The organism is Microbacterium sp. Root61 (assembly GCF_001427525.1).
In the GTDB taxonomy this organism is placed as follows: Bacteria; Actinomycetota; Actinomycetes; order Actinomycetales; family Microbacteriaceae; genus Microbacterium.
The window spans coordinates 2,989,267-3,006,840 of sequence record NZ_LMGU01000001.1 but is presented as its reverse complement, the minus strand read 5'-3'; the positions used below and the strand labels follow the sequence as shown (position 1 = coordinate 3,006,840).

At 69.0% G+C, this 17,574-nt stretch carries 17 protein-coding genes; 1 reads left to right on the top strand and 16 read right to left on the bottom strand.

Annotated features, from left to right (window positions below; genetic code table 11):
- Positions 1 to 73 precede the first annotated feature (73 nt).
- From ASD65_RS14200 to ASD65_RS14170, 7 genes are read right to left on the bottom strand one after another with little or no spacing between them, the layout of a single operon-like run.
- Positions 74 to 1,015, bottom strand: a complete 942-nt coding sequence (locus ASD65_RS14200; protein ID WP_056223695.1) for a PDR/VanB family oxidoreductase — start codon at positions 1,013 to 1,015, stop codon at positions 74 to 76.
- A 25-nt stretch (positions 1,016 to 1,040) separates the two neighbouring features.
- Complete coding sequence (locus tag ASD65_RS14195) at positions 1,041 to 1,859, bottom strand: ABC transporter ATP-binding protein (protein ID WP_056223694.1); 819 nt, start codon at positions 1,857 to 1,859, stop codon at positions 1,041 to 1,043.
- 5 nt (positions 1,860 to 1,864) lie between these two features.
- Positions 1,865 to 2,632 carry an ABC transporter permease gene (locus tag ASD65_RS19080; RefSeq protein WP_056223693.1) on the bottom strand — a complete coding sequence of 256 codons (768 nt, stop codon included), beginning with the start codon at positions 2,630 to 2,632 and terminating at the stop codon, positions 1,865 to 1,867.
- A gap of 2 nt (positions 2,633 to 2,634) precedes the next feature.
- The gene (locus ASD65_RS14185; protein WP_235566721.1) at positions 2,635 to 3,465 is read right to left on the bottom strand and encodes an ABC transporter permease; all 831 of its coding nucleotides are present in this window, start codon (positions 3,463 to 3,465) and stop codon (positions 2,635 to 2,637) included.
- The gene (locus ASD65_RS14180) at positions 3,462 to 5,183 is read right to left on the bottom strand and encodes a dihydroxyacetone kinase family protein (RefSeq protein ID WP_056223692.1); all 1,722 of its coding nucleotides are present in this window, start codon (positions 5,181 to 5,183) and stop codon (positions 3,462 to 3,464) included. Before ASD65_RS14180 ends, ASD65_RS14185 begins: the two co-directional genes overlap by 4 nt.
- 29 nt (positions 5,184 to 5,212) lie before the next feature.
- On the bottom strand, positions 5,213 to 6,208 hold the full coding sequence (locus ASD65_RS14175; RefSeq protein ID WP_056223691.1) for an ABC transporter substrate-binding protein: 996 nt from the start codon (positions 6,206 to 6,208) through the stop codon (positions 5,213 to 5,215).
- Positions 6,209 to 6,259: 51 nt separating this feature from the next.
- On the bottom strand, positions 6,260 to 7,465 hold the full coding sequence (locus ASD65_RS14170) for a cytochrome P450 (protein ID WP_056223690.1): 1,206 nt from the start codon (positions 7,463 to 7,465) through the stop codon (positions 6,260 to 6,262).
- A gap of 153 nt (positions 7,466 to 7,618) precedes the next feature.
- Here ASD65_RS14170 and ASD65_RS14165 point away from each other — a divergent pair, with 153 nt between their 5' ends.
- Complete coding sequence (locus ASD65_RS14165; RefSeq protein ID WP_056223689.1) at positions 7,619 to 8,170, top strand: MarR family winged helix-turn-helix transcriptional regulator; 552 nt, start codon at positions 7,619 to 7,621, stop codon at positions 8,168 to 8,170.
- A gap of 10 nt (positions 8,171 to 8,180) precedes the next feature.
- Here the strand turns inward: ASD65_RS14165 and ASD65_RS14160 are convergent, their stop codons facing one another.
- From ASD65_RS14160 to ASD65_RS14120, 9 genes are all read right to left on the bottom strand, one after another.
- Complete coding sequence (locus ASD65_RS14160; protein WP_156378883.1) at positions 8,181 to 8,642, bottom strand: HtaA domain-containing protein; 462 nt, start codon at positions 8,640 to 8,642, stop codon at positions 8,181 to 8,183.
- A gap of 21 nt (positions 8,643 to 8,663) precedes the next feature.
- Positions 8,664 to 10,148 carry an aldehyde dehydrogenase family protein gene (locus tag ASD65_RS14155; RefSeq protein WP_056223687.1) on the bottom strand — a complete coding sequence of 495 codons (1,485 nt, stop codon included), beginning with the start codon at positions 10,146 to 10,148 and terminating at the stop codon, positions 8,664 to 8,666.
- Between the two features lie 54 nt (positions 10,149 to 10,202).
- On the bottom strand, positions 10,203 to 11,132 hold the full coding sequence (locus tag ASD65_RS14150; protein WP_056223686.1) for a sugar phosphate isomerase/epimerase family protein: 930 nt from the start codon (positions 11,130 to 11,132) through the stop codon (positions 10,203 to 10,205).
- Positions 11,133 to 11,150: 18 nt separating this feature from the next.
- Positions 11,151 to 11,933: an SDR family NAD(P)-dependent oxidoreductase gene (locus tag ASD65_RS14145; protein WP_056223685.1), complete on the bottom strand. Its 783-nt coding sequence runs from the start codon at positions 11,931 to 11,933 to the stop codon at positions 11,151 to 11,153.
- Between the two features lie 73 nt (positions 11,934 to 12,006).
- Positions 12,007 to 12,828 (bottom strand): SDR family NAD(P)-dependent oxidoreductase, encoded by an 822-nt coding sequence (locus ASD65_RS14140; protein WP_056223684.1) that lies wholly within the window; start codon positions 12,826 to 12,828, stop codon positions 12,007 to 12,009.
- A gap of 14 nt (positions 12,829 to 12,842) precedes the next feature.
- A complete protein-coding gene (locus ASD65_RS14135; protein WP_056223683.1) occupies positions 12,843 to 13,871 on the bottom strand; it encodes a sugar ABC transporter substrate-binding protein in 1,029 nt (342 codons plus the stop codon).
- Positions 13,872 to 13,977: 106 nt separating this feature from the next.
- Entirely contained in the window at positions 13,978 to 14,961 is a 984-nt protein-coding gene (locus ASD65_RS14130; protein WP_056223682.1) for an ABC transporter permease, read from the bottom strand.
- A gap of 1 nt (position 14,962) precedes the next feature.
- The gene (locus ASD65_RS14125) at positions 14,963 to 16,495 is read right to left on the bottom strand and encodes a sugar ABC transporter ATP-binding protein (RefSeq protein ID WP_056223681.1); all 1,533 of its coding nucleotides are present in this window, start codon (positions 16,493 to 16,495) and stop codon (positions 14,963 to 14,965) included.
- Positions 16,492 to 17,559 carry a zinc-dependent alcohol dehydrogenase gene (locus ASD65_RS14120; protein WP_056223680.1) on the bottom strand — a complete coding sequence of 356 codons (1,068 nt, stop codon included), beginning with the start codon at positions 17,557 to 17,559 and terminating at the stop codon, positions 16,492 to 16,494. The genes ASD65_RS14125 and ASD65_RS14120 overlap by 4 nt, the downstream gene beginning before the upstream one ends.
- Between the last annotated feature and the right edge of the window lie 15 nt (positions 17,560 to 17,574).

Here is a 17,574-nt window from a genome sequence, read left to right as displayed (position 1 = left end):
CCTCGACCGGGAGGGGAACAGAGGAAGGCCCCGGCGATTCGCCGGGGCCCTCCTCTCGTCGTCCGGTGAAGTGTCAGAGCTCGAGCACCAGCCTCTTGCCCTTGCAGCGCGAGACGCAGATCATCATGACCTCGGACTCCTCGCGCTCCTTGGCGTTGAGCACGGCGTCGCGGTGATCCGGCTCACCCTCCAGGACGAACGTCTCGCACGTGCCGCACGTGCCGCCGCGACACGAGGACGGCGCCGCGACGCCGGCCTCGGCGACACGGTCGAGGATCGACTCGCCCGGCAGGATCGTGATGGTCTTGCCGAGCAGCGACAGCTCCACGTCGAACGCGTGGTCGGCCTCGGTGGCGACGATGTTGTCGTTCGTGAAGCGCTCGACGTGCAGCGTCACATCGGTGCCCTCCACCGCGGATTCGAGCGCATCCAGCAGCCGCGACGGCCCGCATGCGTAGACGGCGGATGCCGCGGCATCCGCGACGATCCCCGGCAGCGCCATCCGCTCGCCTTCCGAACTGACGTACATGTGCACGCGGCTGCCGTAGCGCTGCAGGTCGGCGCCGAAGGCCATGGTCGAGGGCTCGCGTCCGGCGTAGTGCAGCTGCCAGTCCGCTCCGGCGGCCTCGGCCGCGGCGACCATCGGCAGGATCGGCGTGATGCCGATGCCCCCGGCGACGAAGGTCATCCGTTCCGCCACCCCGTATCCGAACAGGTCGCGCGGCGCCGACACACGCACCAGCTGCCCCGGACGGACGTGCGCATGCAGGTGCGCGCTACCGCCCTCGCCGTGCTCCTCGAGCAGCACCGCGATCCGGTAGGCCGAGCGATCGCCCGGATCGCCGCACAGCGAGTACTGCCGCACCAGCGGCGACTCCCCCGGACGGTCGATGTGCACGTCGATGTGCGCGCCGGGCGCCCACTCCGGGAGCGGGAGTCCCTGCGGATCGGTCAGGACGAGCCCGGCGATGCCCCGCGCCTCATCGACCCTCGACGCGACCTGCAGCGTCAGCATCCGTCTGTCCTGTCGGCTGCCGCACTCATGACGGGACCTGCGCGGTGCGGTAGGTGATGTGCTTGGCCTGCTGGATGAGCTCGTACACCTCGGTGCGGAGCGCGGCGAACTCGGGGAGCGCCCGGGTGGAGAGCTGGTCGCGCTCGTCGGGAAGGTCGATCGGCACCTCCTTGAGGATGAAGGTCGGGGCGTGCGAGAGCACCAGCACGCGCTGCGCGAGGTAGACCGACTCATCGATGTCGTGCGTGACGAAGAGCACGGTGACGCCGAGCTGCTTCCACAGGTGACGGACGAGGTCCTCGAGCTCGGCGCGCGTCTGCGCGTCGACGGCCGCGAACGGCTCGTCCATCACGAGGATGTGCGGCTCGTACGCGATCGCCCGGGCGATCGCGACGCGCTGTTGCATGCCGCCGGACAGCTGCCAGGGGTGCTTCTTGCCGGCGCCGGCGAGCCCCACGGCCTCCAGCGCCTGCGACACCAGCCGGGCGCGCTCCGCCTTCGCCAGACCCTTGGCCTTCAGCGGCAGCTCGACGTTGTCGTGCACCGTGAGCCACGGGTAGAGGCTCCGCCCGTACTCCTGGAGCACGACCGCCATACCCTCAGGGGGTCCGGTGACCGGCTCGCCCTCCAGCAGCACCTGCCCGGACGTGGGGGCGAGCAGCCCCGACACGCAGCGCAGGAACGTCGTCTTGCCGGCACCGGACGGGCCGACGATGCAGACCAGTTCGTTCTTGCCGATCGTGAAGTCGAGGTTGCCGATGGCTTCGACGGCGGTGTCGCCCGATCCGTAGACCTTGCGCAGTTTGTCGACGTGCAGGATGACGTCGTTTTCGTTCTGGGCCACGGCCCTCACCTCTCCTGGGTCTGCATGCCGACGTACCAACGCAGCACACGACGCTCGATGAACTTGAAGATGACGTTCGCGACGACGCCGACGATGCCGAGCAGGATGATTCCGCTCCACATCTCCTTGAACTGGAAGAGTCGCTGGAACTGGATGATGTTGAAGCCGATGCCGTCGGTGGAGACGAACATCTCGGAGATGACCATCATGATGATGCCGATGGACAGCGCCTGGCGGGCTCCGACGAAGATCTTGGGGGATGCCGCGGGCAGCACGACCGTGGTCAGGCGCCGCCATCCGGAGATCCGGTACGACTTCGCCGTGTCGAGTTGGGTCATGTCGATGCCGCGCACGCCCTCGACCGTGTTGATCAGGATCGGCCAGAGGCAGCCGAACGCGATGACCGTGATCTGCATGCCCGCACCGCGACCGGTGAACAGCATCACGATCGGCACCAGCAGCGGCGGCGGGATGGCGCGGAACAGCTCGAACACCGGCTCGAGGTACAGCCGCAGGCGGCGGAACGATCCGACCACGATCCCGAGGATCAGCGCGATGACGACCGCGCAGATGTAGCCGATCGCGAGGCGCGTGAGGCTCGGGAGCACGTCTGTGCTGAGCTGGCCGTCCAGCCATGTCTGGGGGAAGACCCCGACGATCTTGACCGGCGACGGCCAGTAGAGGCTGTTCGCGATCTCGGCGAACAGGGTCCACAGCGCGATCAGCACGACCGGCACGGCGAAGGTGACGAAGATCCAGCGGAGTGCCTTCATGCTCACACCACTTCCGATCGGACCGAGGCGTGCCAGAACAGGGCACGGCCCTCCACCAGACGGGTGCCGACGTTGATCACGACGCCCAGCAGGGCGGCGACGAGCACCAGGGCGTACATGTTGGCGTACGCCGCGGACGACTGCGCGGTGGCGACGAGCTTGCCGATGCCGGGCGAGCCGATCACGAGCTCGCCAGTGATCTCGAGGATCAGCGCGACGGCGGCCGAGAGGCGGATGCCGACGATGAGGTAGGGCATCATGCTCGGCCAGATCACCTGCCGGATGGTGCGGGAGCGGCCGAGCCGGTAGCTCTTGGCCGTGTCCAGGGCGACCCTGTCGACATCGCGCACCCCGTAGATGACCTGCAGCAGGACCGGCCAGATGCTGGCGAACACGACCAGCAGCAGGGTCGCCTGCATCGTCGTGCCGAACATCAGCGCGGCGATGGGGACGAGCGCGACCGAGGGGATCGGTCGCAGGAACTCGATGGTGGAGGCGAGCATCTTGTCCACGACCGGGACGCTCGCGATGATGACACCCAGGATGACTCCGGCAATGGTCGCGATCGTCAATCCGATGAGCCAGCCGGCGACGGTCGCGCCGAAGGCCGCCCAGAATACGGGCGACTGCAGCTGCGCGCCGAGCGCCTGCAGGATCTCGTGCAGCGGCGGGAAATAGGTCGGGTTGACGATCCCCATCTGCGGCAGGATCTCGAGCAGCACCGCGAGGGTGGCGATGCCCGCGACGCCCCACAGCAGCGGCTCGAGGCTGACGGACGTGCGGCGGCGACGACGACGGCGCACCGACGTTGCGATCACGGTGGTCGCGGTCACTGTGAGGCTCCGTCCGCGCCGGCGAGCACACGGGCGATCGCTTCGAACTGCAGTGCGACCGCGATCGCGCCGGGGTCGGGGATTCCGACAGCTCGCTCACCGACGTAGCTGCTGCGGCCGAGGCTGGGTGTGAGGACGGCGGTGGACTCGGCGCCGGCCCGTGCCGCGAGAGCGGCGTCGGCGGAGCGCTCGGGGCCGAACGCCGTGGCGGCGGCGAGCGACTCCGCGGCCGGGTGCAGGGCGTCGACCATCGTGCTGTCACCCGGGGCGGCCCCGCCGACCAGGCGTACGCGAGCGGAGCCGGCGACCAGCGCGGCCGACCATTCCGCCGGGCTCGGGGCGCCGTCGATTCCGGAGAGACTCTCGGCCATCGCCAGCAGCAGCAGGCTGTAGAGCGGGCCGGAGGTGCCGCCGACCTCGCGGCGCACGATGTCCGACACCGCGGTGAGGTAGCGGGCGGCATCGGGCTGGGTGCGCAGGCGAGCGGATGCCGCCACCACGGCAGCAGCGCCGCGCGCCAGGTTCGTGCCCAGGTCGCCGTCGCCGACCTGCCGATCGAGGTCGGTCAGGTCGCCCTCGGCCGCGATCAGGGCGTCGAGCACCTGCAGGGCGACGCGATGGATCGCCGCGACCGCAGGCGATGACGCACCGCCGTCGGTGTCGGCGACGAAGAGATCGGGTGCCGGAACCGCGAGCTCGCGATCGGCGTCCAGCGACGCCGTGGTGCGCGGGAAGGCGGCGACGAAGGCGTCGTCGGCCAGCAGCTCGAGAAGCTCGGCGTCGACCGCGCCGACAGTGAGCGAGGCGCCGGGCATCTCGAGCGAAGTGAGGAAGGGGCCGGCCCATGTCATCCGCACCCGCAGGCCGCGGGCCGACAGAGCCGCGAGCACATCGCCGTGCAGGATGCGCAGGTCGAGGTCGGGCGTGCCGCCGAGCGAGTTGACGAGGGCGACGACCTCGGTTCCGAGAGTGAATGCACGGTCGGCGACGATCGTCTCGACGAGGCGCTCGGCGATGTCGGCGGAGGGGACGAGGGTGCCCAGTTCGCTGCCGGCCTCGCCGTGGATGCCCAAGCCCCACTCGATCTCGGTGTCACCGAGGGTGAAGTTCGGGGTGGTGGCGCCGGGGAGGTAGCAGGGGCCGAGGGCGACGCCCATCGTGGCGGTGCCGGCGAGGAAGCGCTCGACGACGGCGACGATCTGAGGGATGCTCCAGCCGCGCTCGGCGGCGGCACCGGCGATCTTGTGCACGAGCACAGTCGCGGTCAACCCCCGGCGACCGGCCCTGGAGGAGTCCCCCAGGGCCGCGTCGTCGGCGACGACGATCATCTCCACCGGAATGCCGTCCGCTCGCGCCATCTCGGCGGCCAGGCCGAAGTTCAGCCTGTCCCCCGTGTAGTTCTTGACGATGAGCAGCACCCCCGCGGTCGTGGCCGAAGCGACGATCGCGGCGTACACGGCGTCGACGGACGGCGACGTGAACACGGGGCCGAGCACCGCGGCATCCAGCATCCCTCTCCCCACGTACCCGGCGTGCGCCGGTTCGTGGCCCGACCCGCCGCCGGAGACCAGGGCGACACGGTCGTCCTGCTTCTTCGACGCGGCGGAGCGCACGACGATGGGGAGTCCCTGCACCCGCGCCAGGTGCGGGGTGGCGGCGACGAGGCCCGTGATGTAGTCCTCGATGACCGCCGCGGGGGCGTTGATGATCTTCTTCATGGTGATTCTGTTCTCTCGAACGGGAGCGACTACTCGCTGTCGATGAAGGCGGCGGCGCGCTCGGCGGCAGCCTCGGGGTCCTCGAGCGAGTTGGCGTCCGCGGCGAGGTTCGCGATCAGCAGCAGGTCGGCGTCGGTGAGGCCCCACTTGAAGTTCGTGAGGATCATCGTCTCGATCAGCGCCGGGTCGATCTGCGTGAAGTTGCCCAGCTGCGCACGCACGGCGTCGGGGTTCTCCGTGCTGTACGCGAACGACTTCTCCAGCGCGCGGTTGAAGCGCTCGATCATGTCGCGGTCTTTCTCGGCCTTCTCCGCCGTGACGAAGTACAGCGCGGTGACGAAGTCGGGGTCGGCGTCGACGTACAGGCTGGTGACCAGTCGAGCGCCCTCGCCCTGCAGCACGCCGAGGAACGGCTCCGACGTGGAGGCGGCGTCGATCTGACCACTCTCGAGGGCCGCACCCATGTCGGGCAGCGCCATCTCGACGAAGTTGACCTTGGTCGGGTCGCCGCCGGCCTTGCGGATCGAAGCCCACAGCGCGACCTCGTGCAGGCCACGGAGGGCGTTGACCGCGACGGTCTTGCCCTCGAGGTCGGCCGCGGTCTGGATCGGGCTGTCTTCGAGCACGAGCAGACCACCGTGGTCTTCGCCCTGCACGCCCGTGGTGCGCCCGCCCGCGGCGATCGCCACGACCGGAAGCTCGGCGTCGACGGCCTGGAGCATGTTGACCGAGCCGCCGTACTGGATGTCGTACTGGCCGTTGATGAGCGCGGGGATCATCGCCGCGGTGCCCTGGCCGAACTCGATGTTCAGCTCGAGGCCCTCCTCGGCGAAGAATCCCTGGTCTTCGCCGACGTACAGCGCCGCCATGTCGACGACGGGAACGCCGACGATGTTGACGGTCTGCAGCTCACCGTCGGCGGCGGGTGTGGACTCCGCCGATTCGGGCGTTCCCGAGCTGCACGCGGTGAGGGCGAGCGCGACGACGGCGCCGAGCCCGAGCAGCATCTTCGCTGATCGCTTCATGTGATGTGTCTCCTGGTGAGTGAGGTGGTGCAGTGCCGCGGCCGAGTGCCGCTAGCGAAGGGTGACCCGCACAGGCAGGTCTTCGAAGCCCCGAAGCCAGTTCGAGAAGAACGGGACGGGTTCGCCGACGAGTTCGATCGTGTCGACTCGACGTGCGAGCGCTGACAGAAGGCACGTGGCCTCCATCCGCGCCATCATCTGGCCGACGCATCCGTGGATGCCCGTGCCGAATGCCATGTGCCCGCTCGGGTCGCGGGTGAGGTCGAAGGCGTCGGGGTTCTCCCAGCGACGCGGGTCGCGGTTCGCGGCGGCGAGCGCCGTGATGACCTTCTCGCCCGCGCCGATGCGCGTGCCGGCGAGCTCGGTGGCGCGCGAGGTCGTGCGACCGATGTAAGGGCTCGAGGGGCTCCAGCGCAGTGCCTCTTCGAAGACCTTGCGGGCCAGGCCCGGGTCATCGCGCAGCGCTGCCCATGCCTCGGGATGCTCGGCGAGCGCCTTGAGGGCGAACTGGATGGCGAAGATCGTCGTGTCCACACCGGCGGAGAGGAAGGTGCGCACCAGCATCCCGGCGTCCTCCTCGGTGATCTCACCCTCGTCCACATAGCCGTAGATCGTGTGGCCGAGGCCGCCCGGGGCGAGTGCCTCGCGGCGCATCTGCCAGTTCACGAAGGTCGAGGCCTCCCCGGCCGCGGCGACGGCCGCGTCGTAGAACTCGTTGCGCGGACCCATCGACTGGAAGTTGAGGTTCGAGTACGGCAGCAGGTGCTCGCGCCCCTCGGGGTTGAAGCCGACGGCATCCGGAAGCACCTGAAGCGGGAACGCCTCGGCGAGCTCGGTCGCCGCGTTGAACTCCAGCTTCGGGACCACGCTGTCCACGAGGGCGTCGGCCTGCTGCTGGAAGTCCTCGGTGAGGCGGCGCACGACACGCTGGCTCAGCACCGACGACATGATCCGGCGGTACTTGGTGTGGCCCGGGGGGTCGTTCTCGAGGATGACGCTGGGCTTGCGCCAGTTCTCGGACTTCTTCGTGTTGGTGATGCCGGTGCCGGCGGAGGACTCGAACGTCTCGTAGTCGCGGAAGACCTGTTCGACGACCTCGTAGCGGCCGGTGAACCACACGCCGTACTGCTCGCTCCAGACGACCGGGGCGGTCTCGCGGATCGCCTCGTCCACGGACAGCGGCGCACTCAACCCCTCGCGGGAGAAGGGGTCGATGTCCAGAACGGCGACATCGCCGGTGAGCATCGGGTCACTCATGAAAACTCCATTGTTCGAACCCACAGCACATCTTGCGTACTGAGATTGCGGCAAGATTACATGTAATCAGGTTCAATATCAATCATGATCAGTTTGCAACCAGTAGACTGCCGATGAACGGGCGGAATCGCGCCTATGGAGGGATGCCTACTCATGGTCGAGGGCACACGAGCCTCGCTCGAAGTCACGGCACGCGCCGTGCAGCAAGGGCTGGTCACCGAGCGACTGGCGCACACGATCGAGCGCGACGATTACACCCCCGCGCTGCTCGGGCTGCTCTCGAACGTGCTCGTCTGGGGCGGATCGCGCGTCTTCCACCACCTGCACGGCATCGGCACCAACGAGTGGCGCATCGTGAGCGCGCTCGGCAACCACCCGGGGGCGACCTCGGGCGAACTGTGCGACATCCTCGGCATCAACAAGTCGATCGCGTCCAAGAGCGTCAACGTGCTGCTCGATCGCGAGCTCATCGCGCAGCTGAACGGCCCGCGCGGCTCACGGCATCTCTTCCTGACCGCCGAGGGCGCGCGCATCCACGACGACCTCATGCCTGTCGCACTCAAGCGGGACGAGATCCTGCGCGAAAGCCTCTCCCCCGAGGAGACCGTGGAGCTCAACCGCCTGCTGGTGCGGATGCTGAGCTCGGCCGACGCGATGCAGCGTTACGAGGCGGACGTGCTGGCCGGACGCGCCGCCGCCTCCTGATCCCCGCGCCTCACTCCGGGGCGAACGCGATCCGAAGCGGGTCGAACGGCGAGCCGGGCAGGTAGTTGTACATGAAGAGCGCGTCGGCTCCGCTCGAGAGCTTCGTGGCGAAGACGCGGGTGCCGTCGGCATCCTGAGCCGTCTCGTCGAGCGCGACGAGCGTCACCCGCTCGACCTCGTCATCGGGTTCGCTGCCCGGATCGTCGACGCTCAGGGCGTCGGCGGTCACCGTCACGGCGATCAGCGGCACGGTCAGCGCGCCGCCGTGGGCGCGCAGGACGACGGATCCGTCGAGATGCAGGATGCCGGCGGCATCCGTCCGTCCCGTCATCCGGGCGCCGCCCTCGGCGGTGAAGCTCGCGCCGCCCGTCGCCTCGACCTCGAAGTCGGAGCTGCGCGTCATGTAGGCGAGCAGAGTGTCGCGGATGCCCCAGCGGAGCACGGCATCCCGGTTCGGAGTAAATCCAGTCACGGACAGACCCTATCCCGCAGGTCAGAGCGGGTAGGCCCCGGGCTCCCGGCGCATCGTGATCCACCGCGTCTCGGTGAACGCGTCGATGTTCGCCTGCGCCCCGCCGTGACGCGAGCCCGTGCCGGACGACCCCACGCCGCCGAACGGCGAGTTCGCCTCGTCATTGACCGTCTGGTCGTTGATGTGCACGATCCCGGTCGGGATGCGTCGCGCCATCTCGAGCCCTCCGAACACGTCGGCGGTCACGATGCCGAGCGCCAGCCCGTACTCGGTGTCGGCGGCGAGGGCGATCGCCTCGTCGTCGGTGGCGTACGAGACGACCGAGGCAACAGGCCCGAAGACCTCCTCGCAGTAGGCCGCGGCATCCTTCGGCGTGTTCGCCAGCACCGTCGGCCGGTAGAAGAGCTGGTCGTACGTCCCTCCGGCCCGCAACTGAGCGCCCTGGGCGACGGCATCCTGAACGAGACTGTGGACGCGGTCCCGCTGCACCTCGTCGATGAGCGGTCCGAGGTGCACCTGACCGGCGGCCGGGTCGCCGACGTGCATCGAGTCGGCCTTGGCGGCGAGCTTCTGCACGTACTCGTCGAACAGCGACTCGTGCACGATGTGCCGCCCCACCGTCATGCAGATCTGCCCCTGGTGCAGGAACGATCCCCACGTCGCGAGGTTGACGGCCTTGTCGACGTCGGCGTCGGCGCGGATGATGTACGCCGAGTTGCCGCCCAGCTCGAGATGCGCGCGCTTCAGGTGCCGACCCGCGAGCTCGCCCACGGCGCGACCGGCTCGGGTGGAGCCGGTGAACGCGATGACGCGCACGCGCGGGTCGGCGACCATGGCCTCCCCCACCTCCGCGCCACCGGGCACCAGCTGCAGGAGGCCCGCGGGCAGGCCGGCCTCCTCGAAGATGCGCACCATGGCGACGCCGCCGGTGATGACGGTGCGCGGGTCGGGCTTGAGCAGCACGGCGTTGCCCAAGGCCAGCGCCGGCGCGACGGCCCGGATGCCGAGGATGAGCGGCACATTGAAGGGCGAGATGACGCCGACGACACCGACGGGCATCTGCTGCGCGAGCGAGAGCCGCGGCTCCTCACTGGAAAGGATCGACCCGAGCGGGGCGGACGGCAGAGCGGATGCCTCGTAGCACTCGGCGGCACTGACGTGCAGCGCGAAGCCGGCCAGCGGCGGGATCGCACCGACCTCGCGGATGTTCCAGCCGCCGATCTCCTCGGCGTACTCCTCCCACAGTGCACCCGCCTTGCGCAGGACCGCGGCGCGGGCCGGGTGCGGCAGCGCCGCCCATTCCTTCTGCGCGCGAGCGGCGCCCTCGGCGGCGCGGGCGACGTCGGCGGGATCGGCCATGCCGACCATCGCGAGGGTCGCGCCCGTGGCGGGCTCGATCGAGGGGATCTCTCCCCCACCTCCGACGACCCATTCGCCGTCGATGAAGATCCGGCCCGCGAAATCGGCGGTGCGCAGAAGGGGCTGTGCCTGCGTGAGAGTGGTCATTTCGATTCCTTGCCTGTTGTCATCGACCGGTCCCCACGTCGGGACCGTTTTCGGCTAGATCGCGGCGCTGCGCGAGAGGCGCTGCGCGCGGCGACCGACGGTGCTCATCGACCATCCGCGCTGGATGACGCGCATGGCATCGATCGCCAGCTCGGCTCCATCGTCGTACGGCGCGCGCCAGATCGCCAGCATGTCGGCGCCGGGTTCGGACAGCACGGAGCGGGAGAACGCCTCCACACCCCAACGTCCTTCGTATCCGTCGTCGAGGGCGGCGCTCACGACGGCGGGGATGTCGACGGCGCCGGTGCTGAGCAGGCCGCGTCCGGACTGGCCGAGTTCGAGGTAGCCGAGCTTCGGGAGGGCGAGCCGGATCGCTTCGGACATGTCGGCCTCCTCGATCGCCATGTGGAACGTGTCGAGGTGGATGCGGAGGTGATCGGACCCGCTCAGCGCGACGTACTCGACGGCCTGGGCGGCGGTGTTGAGCATCGACGTCTCGTAGCGGTTGAGCACTTCGAAGGTCATCGCGACGCCCCGCTCGTGCGCGTAGTCCGCGACGCGACCGACCTCGAGGGCCGAGCGCTCGACCGCGTCGCGCGGCGTCGCCCGCGTGGAGGGACCGAACGGGCCGTACGGCACGCCGTTGAGCTGGTCGCTGCCCAGGGCGATCGCAAGATCGACGGCGCCGCGCAGCCTGGCGGCACCCGCGGCGCGCACGTCCGGGTCGGGAGAGGACACGTCTGCGGCACCGCCCTGACCTCCGCCCATCGCGATGGGCGCGATCCCCCGCTCGGCGAGGATGCGACGCAGAGTCGCCGCATCCGTCGCCGCAGGATCCATCGGAGGCAGCACGACCCGCGAGTACCCGGCCGCGACGATCGCATCCAGCGCCGCGGGAAGCGTCCCCGGATCCACCGTCGGCCGCAGCACATTGATGTGGAAGGCCACGTCGAGGTTCGACGCCACCGGCATCTCGTCAGTCATCTGCTTCTCCTGAGGGATCTAGAACGTGGGCAGGTCGAGACGCTGCTTGAACACCGAGTAGCCGTCGTCCACGTGCACGACCGTACCGTTGATGACGTTCGACTCGTCCGACGCGAGGAACGCCACGACGTTCGCGATCTCGGACGGCTCGGTCATCTTGTTGCGCAGCTGCTCGGACGCGAACGTGCTCTTCAGCTCGTCGCTGAACTGGTTGATGATCGGTGTGCCGACGCGCCCAGGCGTGATCGCGACGGCCCGGATGCCGTACTCGGCGAGCTCGTAGGCGGCGGAACGCGTGAAGGAGATGACGGATGCCTTGGCCGCGCTGTAGGTGAAGGACAGCTCGGCGGCCTGCTCTCCGTAGATCGACGACGTGCTGATGATGACACCGCCGGTGCCCTGATCGCGGAACTGTCGGCCCGCGGCGAGGATGCCGTAGTAGACGCCGTCCTGATCGATGCGCATCATGGGCGCGTAGTCGACGGCGGGGTCGTGGTCCAGCAGCGGCTTGCCACCGGCGATCCCCGCGTTGTTGAAGATGACGTCGAGCTTGCCGAACACCTCGACCGCGCGGGCGACGGCGGCTTCGACATCCGCGTACACCGACACGTCGGCCTGCGCCGCCGCGGCTGCGCCCGCGAACCCGGCGGCCTCGACCTCGGCGACGACCGCCTCGGCCTGCGCCAGGTTGAGATCGGCGATGAGCACCTTGGCGCCCTCCTGCACGAACTTCATGACGGTCGCGCGACCGATTCCGCTCGCGCCTCCGGTGATGACGGCGACTTTTCCTTCAAGCCTCATTCTGAGTGCTCCTTCATGATGGTCTGCCGGCGGGGAGCAGGGCTCCCCGCCGGCAGAGATGGGTGGACTCTTGTCAGAATCCGGTGTGCGAGAGGGCGAGCGCCCCGCCGTCGACGGCGAGGGTCGCCCCCGTGACGAACGATGAGGCCGGCGAGACGAGGAACAGCATGGGCCCCTGGATCTCGGTCATTGTCCCCATCCGCCCGAGGGGGATGGTCTCCCCCCACCGCGCCTCGTCTTCGGGCGCGATCTCGGTCTTGCCGTCGCCGATGCGCGTGCCCTTGAACGGACCGGGTGCGATCGCATTCACTCGGATGCCGCGCGGCGCCAGCTCGAGGGAGAGCTGGCGGACGAGGTTGAGGATGCCCGCCTTGGTGGTGACGTAGGCGTAGGAGACCATCGGATCGGTCCGCAGCCCCGCCGTCGACGCCGTGACCAGGATCCTGCCACCGGATTCGAGCACCCGCGCCGCAGCGCGGACCGTCTCGAACGTTCCGGTGAGGTTGGTCGCGAGGACCTCGTCCCACTCGGCGTCCGAGTAGTCCGCGAGGCGCCCCTCACCCAGGTAGCTCGCACCACCGGCGATCCCCGCATTCGCGACGACCACCGTGGGACGACCGACCTCGGAGGCGATCCGCTCGAACACGGCATCCAGCGCGCCGCGCTCGGCGATGTCCACCGCGTACCCATGGGCCTTTCCTCCGGCGGAGACGATCTCCGCTGCGACATCGGCCACGCGTCCCGCGCTGCGTCCGAGGACGACGACGGTCGCGCCGGCGGCGGCGTAGATCTCCGCCGCCGCCTGCCCGATGCCACTGGAGGCACCCGTCACGACGACGATGTCCCCGCTCAGGTCGAACAAGGCCGACAGGTCGGCCGAGGTTGCAGCGCTCATCGTGGCAGCCCCGATCAGAGGGTGGGCTTGTAGGTCGCGACGTTGCTGCGGTCGATCAGCTCGCCGTCCAGCGGGATGAAGTTGACCTCGGGCAGCGTCGCCGAGTCGCGGTACTCGTTCATCAGGGCGATCATCTGGTCCACGACCTTGATCCAGTCCTGCGCGACGGACGCGTACATCGGGCCGTTCTTCGCGATCTCGACCGCGGTCTCTCCCAGGGCGTCGACTCCGGTGACGAAGATGTCGTCGCGGCCGGCCTCCGTGATGGCACGTGCCGCGCCGAGAGCGGCGTCATCCCATCCGACCCAGACCCCGTCCAGACCCTCGGGGTTGGCCTGCAGGTAGTCGGTGACGAAGTTCAGCGCCTCGGTGCGACCGGTTCCCGGGTCCAGCGCCTGCTTCATGCCGCCGCCGGCGATGATCGCTCCGGCCGCCTCGAGCTTGTCCAGGGCCAGGTTGGACCGGGTCTGGATGCCGATGTGCGGGTCGTGCCCGATCACCATGACGTTCTTGCCCTGCAGGCCGCCCATGGCCTCCTCGAGCGCGCCGACGGTGAGGTCCGAGATCTGGTCCTGGCTGAAGGTGATGTCCACGACGAAGTCGTCGTTGGGCTCCACGCCGCCGTCGATCGAGAAGATCGGGATGCCCGCCTCGTTGGCCGCCTGCACGAGCGGCGCGATCTGGCGCGGGTCGGGGAACCCGGCGAGGATGGCGTCCGCGCCCTGTTGGATGGCGGTCTGGACGTCGCTGTTGATCTTGTCGTAGTCGAACGCGCTGGTGTAGAGCGTCACTTCCCAGTTCTCCTGGGCGTTGCCCTCCTCGACGAAGGCGTCCAGCGTGAGCTTTCCACCGGGAGTCGCGTAGCCCGCGGTGAACGCCGCCACCTTGAAGACGCCGTCGTCGCCGAGCCCGTCGGTCTTGCCTTCGCTGCTCGTGCCGCCGGCCGAGGCGCCGGTGGTCACCGAGCATCCGGCGAGAGCCACCACCGCGGCGATGGTGAGTGCGGCGGCCGAGAGGCGACGCTTCGTGTTTACAGTGTGCATGAGCGAACTCCTTTGTCGTTTTTCATGTGATGCGGGTCGGATTGCCGGGGACGGGTACCCCGGCGTAAGGGATCTGTCTGTCTGGAGGCGAGGCGCCGACGCCTCGCTACGCGTTCTTCTGCTTGAGCCCCGACAGGAGGACGGCGGCGATGATGATCACGCCGATGAGCACCTGCTGGATGTAGGTGTTGACGCCGACGATGTTGAGTCCGTTCTGGACGACGCCGATGATCGCGACGCCCACGATGGTCCCGCCGATGTTCGCCTGGCCCGACCGCAGCAGGGTCATGCCGAGGAACACCGCGGCGACGGCGAACATCATGAGGTCGTTGGCGCTGGAGGAGCCGGCGCTGCCGAGGCGGCTGACCAGGACGATGCCGCCCAGGCCGGAGAGGAAGCCGGCGACCACGAACGCGAGGAAGCGCGTGGAGCGGACGCTGACGCCCGAGAGCCGGGCCACTTCGGCGTTGCCGCCGATCGCGTACCAGCGACGCCCGATCGTGGTGAAGCGCAGGACCGCCCAGGCGATCAGGGCGATGACGATCGCGTAGATGACCGGGAACGGGATGCCGTTCACCCGCGACTGCCCGAGGAAGCCGAACTCCTCCGGCCAGCCGTAGAGCGTCGTTCCGCCCGTCACGATCAGAGCGAGCCCGCCGACGGTGGTCATGGTCGCGAGGGTCGCGACGAACGCGGACAGGTTCAGGTAGGCGACGAGGATGCCGTTGACCACGCCGACGAGCGCACCGACGACCAACGCCAGGAGGATCGCGAGCGGCACGGGCACGCCGGCGATCATGAGAGCGGCAGCCGACGCGCCGGAGAGCGTCGCGGTCGTACCCACGGACAGGTCGAAGTCCCCGACGACCATGACGAAGGTCTGCGCGACCGCGATGATCGTCAGGATCGCGACCTGGTTGAGGATGTTCGTCATGTTGCCGGCGGTGAGGAACACCCCGTTGCCGGCGATCGTGAACACGATGACGAGCACGGCGAGCGCGATGACCGTGCTGCCCTGCCACACCCACTGCATGGGCGAAGGACGGTCGCGCTCCACCGCGGCGATCGTGAGGGTCTCTGTCTGCGCCATGTCAGGCGTCCCTTCCATATGCGTAAGTGAGGATGAGTTCGTCATCGGCGCCGTCCGCTTCGACTTCGCCGGAGATGCGGCCCTCGTGCATCACGAGGATCCGGTCCGAAAGCCCGATGAGTTCGGGTAGTTCGCTGGAGACCGCGACGACCGCGGTTCCGGTGGCGGCGAGCTCGCGGATGAGGCGGTAGATCTCCGCCTTCGTCCCCACGTCGATTCCTCGAGTGGGTTCGTCCATGAGCAGCACCTTCGGGTTGCGCGCGAGCATCTTCGCGAGCACGACCTTCTGCTGGTTCCCGCCGGAGAGCTGCCCGACGGGCTGGCGGACGCTTCTGGCCTTGATCCGCAGGTCGGAGAGCGCCTGTTTGGCCAGCTGCACGATGCGTCGCTGCGACACGATGCCGCCGGGGCTGACCGACTTCAGGTTCGCGATCGCGATGTTGTCGGCGATCGGTGCGGAGAGGATCACGCCCTGCGCGCGGCGCTCCTCCGGGACGAGGGCGATGCCCGCGTCCAGCGCACGACCGACTCCGCGGCCCACGACCGCGGTCCCATCGACCTGCACGATGCCCGCCGAGGTCTTCTGCGCTCCGGCGAGGAGACGGAGCAGCTCGCTCCGGCCCGACCCCGCGAGACCTCCGACGCCGACGACCTCGCCCGCCCGCACCTGGAAGGACACGTCGCTGACGCGCCGGCCGGAGAGTCCGTCGACGGACAGCACGACCTTGCCTCCGCCGGTGCCGCGCTCGGGGTACAGCTCGTTCTGCTCGCGACCGACCATGGTCGAGATGACGTCGTCGATCGACGAGTCGGACACGTCCTTGGTCACGATGGTGCGGCCGTTGCGCATCACGGTGAGGCGGTCGCACAGGGCGAACACCTCTTCGAGGCGGTGCGAGATGTAGACGATGGCCACACCTTCATCGCGCAGACCTCGCAGGACCGTGAAGAGGCCCTCGATCTCGGTGTCGGTGAGGGCCGCGGTCGGCTCGTCGAGGATGAGCACCTTGGCGTCGATCGTCAACGCACGGGCGACCGCGACCATCGTCTGCTGGACGGGCGAGAGCCCGCCGGCGAGGCGCCGCAGGTTGATCTGCTGGCCGAGGCGGTCCAGCTGGGCCTGAGCGTGCTTGCGGAGTTCCTTCCAGCGCACGATTCCGAGGGTCGAGGGCGCGTCCTCGCCCAGCACGATGTTCTCGGCGACGCTGATCGTCGGCACGATCGAGAGCTCCTGGTAGAGCGCGACGACACCGGCGCGGTGCGCGGCGCGCACATTGGCGAAGTCGACGGTCTCCCCGGCGACGAGCACCTCTCCCTGATCCTGCTGATAGAGCCCGGTGATGATCTTGATGAGCGTCGACTTGCCCGCGCCGTTCTCGCCGAGGAGGGCGTGGATCTCTCCGGGCCGCACCTCGAGGTCGATCCCGCGCAGCGCCTGGACGCCGTCGAAGTGCTTCGTGATGCCGCGGACCTCGAGGATCGGCGCGACGGTCGACCCCGCCGTGGCGGCATCCACATCGATGACAATGCTCATCGCTGCGCCTCCTCTTCGATCTGATTGCAGCGGATGACGACCTTCGGGAAGCGTCCGCTGACGTGCATGGCGAACGCCTCCGCGGCATCCTCCAGGTCGAAGACCGACTGCGTCAGCTCGTCGACGTCGAGGTGGGGCAGCACCTGCAGTGCCCGGGGGAACGCGTACGGCGAGACGAACACTCCGGTCAGCGTCAGCTCCTTCAGGTACAGGTAGTCCGACAGGTTCAGCGGCATTTCGAAGTCGTGCGGGTACATCGCCCCGTAGACGACCGTCCCGCCCTTCGCCGCGATGTCCAGCAGGCCGCCGACGGCACGCGGAGAACCGGATGCGTCGATCACGACGTCGTAGCCACGGCCGCCGGTGATCTCGTCCGCCCGCTGACCCTGGTTCTCGCCGACCGGATCGATCACGTGCTCGGCGCCGTGACGGAGCGCCATCTCCCGACGCTCCGCGATCGGCTCGATGAGGGTCAGCGAGGTCGCACCGCTCATCTTCATGACCTGCAGCACGAGCTGGCCGATCGGACCGCCGCCGCAGATCGCGACGCGGTCGCCGACCTTGATGCCGGTCTTGTCGGCGATGCGCACGGCGACGGAGGTCGGCTCAAGGATGCAGCCCTTGAGCAGCGAGACGTCGTCGGGCAGCGGGTAGACCTGCGACTCGTGCCACGTGACCGTCTCGGCCATGCCGGGGCGGTTGTACTCCTGCACGTGCTCGCAGAACTGCTGCTGCCCGGCGCGGCACGGCGTGCAGGTCCCGCAGAAGCGCAGGAAGTTGCCCGCGACCCGGTCGCCGATCCGCAGCCCGTTGCGGTGCGCACGCTCCCCCAGCGCCTCGACGACGCCGGAGAGCTCATGACCGAGCCCGATCGGCACATCGGTGCCGAAGAAGCCCTCGGCCAGGTGCGGGTCGGACCCGCAGATGGCCGAGTACGCCACGCGGATGCGGACATCCTCGGGGCCGAGTTCGGGCTCGGGCAGGTCGACCAGCCCGATGATCCCGCGCGTCGTCTCGTCGGGGTCGCGAAGACTCCCGATCCTGGTGACTGCGACTGTTCTCATTCGTCTCTCCGTTGA